This is a genomic window from Neisseria sp. P0021.S007, from assembly GCF_051956855.1.
In genome coordinates this window covers 1-619 of sequence record NZ_JBQCXA010000724.1, presented here as the reverse complement: position 1 = coordinate 619, position 619 = coordinate 1, and the positions used below count along the sequence as shown (strand labels likewise).

The window sequence follows — 619 nt, the reverse complement described above, 5'->3', positions numbered from 1 at the left end:
CATTTACTTCTGCTCCTGTTTAAATTCCCAGCAATTCCATTTCAAAGCGCGAACGCCAACGGGATTGCGCGGTTACGATGCAGACTTTCAGACGGCGGTCTTTTGCAGTGTACTTTAACCAGCTTTCGTAAAATGCCTCAAGGACTTTAACGGCATTATTAACCTTGCTTTGCTTCAACACTTTAAACACTTCATCACGGGTTTTACTTTTCAGATAGCTTCCAAACGACGAATTCCCAAAAATAAGCGGAATTTCGTTTGGCGCAAGTTTGACAATACTTCCTGCAATACCGTCTGCCAACACCGCCATCGGCTTGATGCGCTCATGGCAGGTCGCAATTTCGTCAAACATCTTGTCCGCCATATCAACGACGGTTTCGGTAATTTGACCGGGCTGTACCTTGACAGCTCCGTCGAATAAAGCGTTAATGATTTTAACATAGGCTGTACGTTTTGCCTGATCCATAATAAACCTCCATAAAAAAAGCCCACCCTTCAGGCAGGCAGAAAAAAGCCGCCCTTTCGGACGGCTAAAATTTAAACAATAAGACAGACGATACCCGATAAATCGCCCAAGGGCGAATAATCAAAATTGCCGCTAATGCGGCAGAGGATATGC

At 44.9% G+C, this 619-nt stretch carries 1 protein-coding gene; it reads right to left on the bottom strand.

Features of this window, described 5'->3' with window-relative positions; translation table 11 throughout:
- Positions 1-19: 19 nt before the first annotated feature.
- Positions 20-466 carry a hypothetical protein gene (locus ACTHUR_RS15610; protein WP_003757691.1) on the bottom strand — a complete coding sequence of 149 codons (447 nt, stop codon included), beginning with the start codon at positions 464-466 and terminating at the stop codon, positions 20-22.
- Between the last annotated feature and the right edge of the window lie 153 nt (positions 467-619).

What these genes read in the sequence shown, in the direction of transcription:
- ACTHUR_RS15610 (WP_003757691.1), bottom strand. Translation starts at nt 466, where the DNA reads ATGGATCAGGCAAAACGTACAGCCTATGTTAAAATCATTAACGCTTTA.